Source organism: Fulvivirga aurantia (genome assembly GCF_009711475.1).
Lineage (GTDB): Bacteria > Bacteroidota > Bacteroidia > Cytophagales > Cyclobacteriaceae > Fulvivirga > Fulvivirga aurantia.
The window spans coordinates 1-1,122 of sequence record NZ_SMMD01000234.1 but is presented as its reverse complement, the minus strand read 5'-3'; the positions used below and the strand labels follow the sequence as shown (position 1 = coordinate 1,122).

Below are 1,122 nucleotides of genomic sequence, written 5' to 3'. Positions count from 1 at the left end.
GATATAAGCAGGTAAACCAACGTAAAAACCCCAGAAACACATATAATTTCTACCAATCGAGATGCTTCAACGTATATTGTCAAGAAATATGTGGGTAGCGAGGCACATATAAGGCTAAAGACGGTCACTTTTAAATTTACAACTTGCTCCTTCAAAGTCAAGTCAATCAATTTGGCGGCAGTAGTAAATACAGGATAAAAATTAATTATTTGAGCTGCAAGCAGTCCATATGCCACGCCCATTAAGCCATCGACATAAAGTCCAACCACTATGCCCAATATAATTACAGATTTAGAAAACAAACCTACCTTAAAAGCCAAGCCTGGTCTACCTTGAGACAAATAAATGGTTGCATTAACAGTTAGGACAGACTGCACCATCCCTAAAAGTCCAAATATCTTCATTAGTGGTACCATCGCCACCCACGCATGGCCTAATAGAATAAGAACTAAATTTTCAGCTTGGATAATGGCTAATGCCATAACTGGAAACACCACAAAGGCAGTGAGATGGGTTACTTTTAGGTAATAGGCCTTCACATCACTGACACTTGTTTGGATTAGCGAAAAGGATGGGAAAAGGACTTTTTTTATTACCTCACTAAAATTTTTGATTGGAAACAAAATAATACCATACGCCTTTGAATAAATACCGAGGCTGCTATCACCAATAAATTTACCGATAACAAAATTGTCAAAGTTTCGACTTAAGTAATTAAGAAAACTATTGGCTGTTACTTTAAAACCAAAACCTGCAAACTTTTTAAAACTTGATATACTAAAAACGAACTTGGGTTGCCATTTTATCTTAAAACCCAACAATATTACGCTAAGAATTTTCTGTGACAACAATTGACCAACAATAGCCCACACTCCGAAACCTTGTAATGCCATTGAAATAGCAACTCCAAAAGACAATAACCCTGATACGATTCTAAAAAGAGTTAACGTTTTAAAATCAATCACTTTAGTAAGCTGCACTCTCTGGGTTATATTGAAAGCGAGTATTATAAACTGAAGAGCCAAAATTTTAGTTAAAAGTACTAGTTCTGGTTTGTCATATAATTTTGCGATACCATAACTCCCAAAGAAGAAAACAATATAAATTAGGATAGAGACAAAA

General features: G+C 35.2%; 1 protein-coding gene. It reads right to left on the bottom strand.

The window, feature by feature from the left end; translation table 11 throughout:
- A partial coding sequence (locus tag E1176_RS00785) for a lipopolysaccharide biosynthesis protein (protein WP_155208687.1) occupies nt 1-1,122 on the bottom strand: 1,122 nt, incomplete at both ends.